This window comes from uncultured Chryseobacterium sp., assembly GCF_913776365.1.
Lineage (GTDB): Bacteria > Bacteroidota > Bacteroidia > Flavobacteriales > Weeksellaceae > Chryseobacterium.
The window spans coordinates 1-4,762 of record NZ_CAJYMO010000360.1; the positions used below are offsets into that span (position 1 = coordinate 1).

General features: G+C 40.6%; 6 protein-coding genes and 1 pseudogene. 3 read left to right on the forward strand and 4 right to left on the reverse strand.

The window, feature by feature from the left end; translation table 11 throughout:
• From QZ735_RS19240 to QZ735_RS19250, 3 genes and pseudogenes are all read left to right on the forward strand, one after another.
• Nucleotides 1-254: pseudogene (locus tag QZ735_RS19240) on the forward strand (DUF3575 domain-containing protein); the annotation flags it as partial.
• 63 nt (nucleotides 255-317) lie between these two features.
• Nucleotides 318-509, forward strand: a complete 192-nt coding sequence (locus tag QZ735_RS19245; protein ID WP_294252161.1) for a hypothetical protein — start codon at nucleotides 318-320, stop codon at nucleotides 507-509.
• 207 nt (nucleotides 510-716) lie between these two features.
• The gene (locus QZ735_RS19250; protein WP_294252163.1) at nucleotides 717-1,031 is read left to right on the forward strand and encodes a hypothetical protein; all 315 of its coding nucleotides are present in this window, start codon (nucleotides 717-719) and stop codon (nucleotides 1,029-1,031) included.
• 128 nt (nucleotides 1,032-1,159) lie between these two features.
• On the opposite strand, the gene QZ735_RS19255 is transcribed toward QZ735_RS19250, so the two are convergent.
• The 4 genes from QZ735_RS19255 to QZ735_RS19270 all read right to left on the reverse strand — a co-directional run.
• Nucleotides 1,160-1,372, reverse strand: coding sequence for a hypothetical protein (locus QZ735_RS19255; protein WP_294252164.1), 213 nt, complete (start codon nucleotides 1,370-1,372; stop codon nucleotides 1,160-1,162).
• A 528-nt stretch (nucleotides 1,373-1,900) separates the two neighbouring features.
• A complete protein-coding gene (locus QZ735_RS19260; protein WP_294252166.1) occupies nucleotides 1,901-3,661 on the reverse strand; it encodes an ABC transporter ATP-binding protein in 1,761 nt (586 codons plus the stop codon).
• 247 nt (nucleotides 3,662-3,908) lie between these two features.
• Nucleotides 3,909-4,241, reverse strand: coding sequence for a hypothetical protein (locus tag QZ735_RS19265; RefSeq protein WP_294252168.1), 333 nt, complete (start codon nucleotides 4,239-4,241; stop codon nucleotides 3,909-3,911).
• Between the two features lie 193 nt (nucleotides 4,242-4,434).
• The coding region (locus QZ735_RS19270; RefSeq protein WP_294252171.1) for a transposase at nucleotides 4,435-4,762 on the reverse strand (328 nt) is incomplete at its 5' end.

The window sequence follows — 4,762 nt, forward strand, 5'->3', positions numbered from 1 at the left end:
CTCCAAGCAGGAATCTGGTACTGGACCTATGGATTGCCGGGGCCCATTATGGAGCCGGAAAAGGGGATTTCACCATGACCAGCGATGTCGTGCTTACCCCGGATATGCAGGCCCAGCTGAAAAAGGAAATCGAAGACCTTGATGTGCCTTATGTAAATTACACCGTAGAAACCAATTCCAGCGGGGCACGTGTAATGATCGACGGGCCATGGATCGGGTTCCGAAGCGGATTGTCCCTGGGATACAGATTCTGAGAAATTAATTTGAATATTCATAAAAACCGTTCTATATTAAAGCGGTTTTTTAGTATTGATTAAATGAAAAAATTGTCTACTTTCTTTTTTATCCTGCTGGTCTTATTGCCTGTTTTCACCTTCCTCACTCCCTTTGACCTGATGAAAAGATCGTCAGTCTATAAGCCGAGCCAGCAAACCGCTGAGCTGATGATGCAACTGAACAAAAAGTACCACATGGAAATGGGCATTACAGGCTCGACGGATACAGTATAGTATTTCCGTGATCTCAGGCACCACCGGATTTCTAAGCTGGAAAATATCAGGCTATATGTGATTCAACAGGACAGCCTCCCTCCTGATATGAAAGCCATCCGGGCCCTATACTGATGATTTTATAGCCGGCTTTGATCACAGGAAGTATTTCAAAGCCCTGCTGGTCACCGTAAACCGTGATTCTGTAATTCTCAAATATCCCCTGAAATGAAAGCTCTGACCCTTTACAAGATACAGTCCTGCCTTTACCTGCTTCTTATCGTGTTCAGCTTGCAGCATTTCTTTTTTAAGGAATACAGCTACAGCTTTGACGGATATGAAAGCATCGTAAAAGTTTTCCTGTCGGCTTCCTTTGACACCGTAATGATTTCCCTTATTATGCTGGTTATTGAAAGCATAATCAGCCTCAACCGGAAACCTGTGAGAAAGGACGAACTGAAATACCTCTTCATCAATCTGGTCCTGTATTATGGTACTGCATTATCCGTTGTATACCTGTTAGGAGAGGCAAGGCCTTCTTAAGAAACAATAATCCAATATCCGGAATGCATCCGCCCCAATGACGGATCTTCATAAAGGAAACAACAGATACAGAAAAATGAATGGATAAAACAACCGCGGCTCAGAGATCTGAGCCGCGGTTTCTATTTTTAATGATAAGCCTGTTTGAATTTTTCAAGGATATTATCCAGGGTATGCCGCTGGACATATACGCTTTTGACATCTTCATATCTCGGCGACTTGTAGAATACTTCATGGAAATCCATACTCCCGTTTCCTACTTTCACCACTTTTTGTACTTCAATATTCAGTTTTCTGAGTTCGTCTTTAAAAACCTGAAATTCATCTTGGATATTTTTCATCTATTTTGGATATTTTAATTAAAAAGTACTTATTTACATCAAACACCCTACCAAAGTAAAGGGGTACCGTTTAAATTTTAAATAAAGTTAACAATTTTTTAGATACATAAGCTATATTTTATTAAAAAATATCTATTTTGATTATGATAAATAAAAAGATTCATGCAAATCCGTATGAAGTTATCATATTGATCATTACAATTCAGCTTTACCATTTTCCTTTACCGGTGCCTGGAACAGCTTTTTCTGAAGGAAATTTTATCGTGTTTAACTACCGGACAGCCCAAAAACATATCATATAAATGATAATAAGTTATACAGAATTCACTTCACTTTGATAACGGATAAAAATAATCAACCTGATTGATACAGTGAAAAGATGAGTTTCTGAATTTCTGCGTATCGTTTCAATGTGATACTGTGAAAAAGTGTATTGTACGCTGGAAAAGCAAAGGGGATCATGAAAAAAAGCAAGGGTCAAAACCTGCATCCGTTTTAACCCTTGTTTTTTATCTCAACCCATCATCATCATGAATGGCTCTCCTCTTCCTCCAGCTCTATTTCATGTCTCAGCTGGGCTTTGTATAAGGTGGCATAATATCCGTTTTTATCGAGGAGCTCAAGATGCCTGCCTTCCTCAACGATTTTCCCATGCTCCATCACAATGATCTTATCCGCTTTTTCGATGGTGGAAAGCCTGTGGGCAATGATGATGGAGGTCCTGTTTTTCGTAATTTTCTCCGTAGCCCGCTGGATCAGTTTTTCACTTTCATGATCGATGGAAGAAGTTGCTTCATCCAGAATAAGGATTTTAGGATCGGACAGATATGCCCTCAGGAAAGACAGCAGCTGCCGTTGTCCCAGAGAGATGGAAGAGCCCCTTTCACTCACCACGTAATCATATCCTCCGGGAAGGCTCTCGATGAATTCGTCCACCTCTATTTCTTTTGCTGCAGCTTTTATCTGATCCAGGGTAATAGATTCATCTCCGAATGTGAGGTTTTCAAAAATACTGCCGTGGAACAGGAATACATCCTGAAGGACGACACCGATATGGCTTCTCAGGCAGTACAGTTCATAATCTTTCAGGTCGGTATCATCGATCAGTATATTTCCGGAATTAATGTCATACAATCTTGTAATCAGACTGATAATCGTAGATTTTCCGGCACCGGTAGCCCCCACGATGGCAACGGTCTCTCCCGGGTTTACTTTAAAATCGATCCCCTTCAGTACTTCCTGCTTGTCATCATAGGCAAAGCGGACATTCCGGAATTCGATTTTACCGTCGAAGTGGTCTTTTTGTACAGTTCCGGTATTAGGCATGGCATTTTCCTCATCCATCAGTCCCAGTACGCGCTCTGCACCTACAATTCCCCGCTGGATATTATTGAAACGGTCGGCAATCTGCCTCAGCGGGCGGATCAGCATGGAAATATACTGGATGAAAGCAATCACCACTCCGGCGCTGATGGTAATATATCCTCCGTAAAACAGGATGAACCCGATAAAAAGCGAAGAAATCAGTTCTACAACAGGAAAGAACAAGGAGAAGATAAAAACCGTCCTCAGCAATGCTCCTTTCAGGGTAATGTTGATATCATCAAACTTTTTGAATTCTGAAGCCTGGCGGTTGAACACCTGAATAATCGGCATTCCTGCCAGCCTTTCCTGAACGAATGAATTCTGGTTGGAAGTCCAGTTTCTTTCATCACCAAACGCTTTTTTAAGCCTTTTCTGGAAAAACCTTGTAATGACCACCATCAGAGGAAGAATGGCCAGGGTAATATAGCTGAGGTGAACATTGGTACTAAACATCATCACCAGTACAAAAGCGATCCGCAGCACATCGCCGAAAACCATCAGGAAACCGTCGGTATAAACGGTGGCAATGGTTTCCACATCCCCGACCGCCCTGGTCACCAATTGTCCGATCGGTGTTTTATCAAAAAAAGACGTTTTAAAATAAATCAGTTTGTTGTACAGCCGCTGGCGGATGTCGCGGATGACATTCTGTGATATAAAATTGGAAAAGTAAACCAGGAAAAAGTTCAGAACGGTTTCAGCAAACACCAATCCGATCAGGATGGTGATGTGCCTCATCATCAGGGTTTTGTCCTGAAGCTTCGTGATATCATTATCCACGACCTCCATAGTCAGGTACGGCCTGTAGGTAGACACCATGGCCAGTACAATGGAGATGATCAGCGTAAGGATGAACCATGACCGGAATTTCATTCCGATAAAGAACAGCCGCTTTACAATTCCCCAGGTATCTTGTTTTTTCATTGTATGAATTGAAGAAAGAATTAAAATAAATGCTCTGCAAAAATAAGACTTTCTAAATTGACAGGCTTTATAACCTCACCAAATAGTCATGAAAATTAAAGATCACCTTCATTCACGGCATAGATGAAAACAAGTAGTTCAGTTCGTGGAAGAACAGCAGCATGCTGACCAGAGCTTTCTCAACCGGCAACAACTGACTTAAAACTGGTCTGCTGAAAAAACCGCAGAATTCCGGAGACGCCGCTACTCAGTTTTGCTTCCCGATCTCATCAATTTCTGCAGAAGGCTTCATCACACGTTCTTTTCTGAACTTGTTTTCCAGAAGCTTGTGAACACCATATACTGTTATGACAGCCAATCCCCATCCTATCATATTCACCAGTGAAAAACCGGTATAATCGCTTTCATTATAAGTATTGGTCAGGCCCTGATAAAACCCATGGGCGAAGAGGAAAATAATCTGAACCCCGATATAGACACCGATGGCAAGCAGGCCGTAATGCCATTTTGTTTTCCCGAAACGCTCTGCAAGTCCTGCATAATACCGGTAGGCACCGATTAAAATAAAAATTCCGATCATGGTATTTGTTTTTGATTATTAGTTTTGATTTTAAATCAGAACTCAAAGATTTCTTTATTGATATAATGATAAAAATTACCAAAGTAAATATTCAGAAAATGGCAAAATTTATTTTCTGGATATTTATGCTAAATAACGTGAATTCGATTATAAATCACTGATTACTATATATTTACTTTGTTTATTTATGCATTTATCCAGTTTGGGAAATTAACCGAGGTTTTTCGGGGTAAAAACAATAAGCACAGATAGAAGAGATCATGTGGGTTAAAGCATTATCAGGATTTCGATGCCTAGAATGCTCCAGATCAAAGACAGAGGTAAAAATATCGTTTACACTTTCTATTAAGGGTCGTTTAAGCAGCATATAGCGCTCATTTAAGAGCATCAGCTTAGCTTTGGTCTTACTTTTTGACTTAGTGATAATTTTCAGTCCGAACTCGAAGAAATCCTTCCATAAAGTGGTATTATAGCCTTTATCTCCGAAACAAAGGCCTTTTACTTTTCCTAAAATGCGCTTC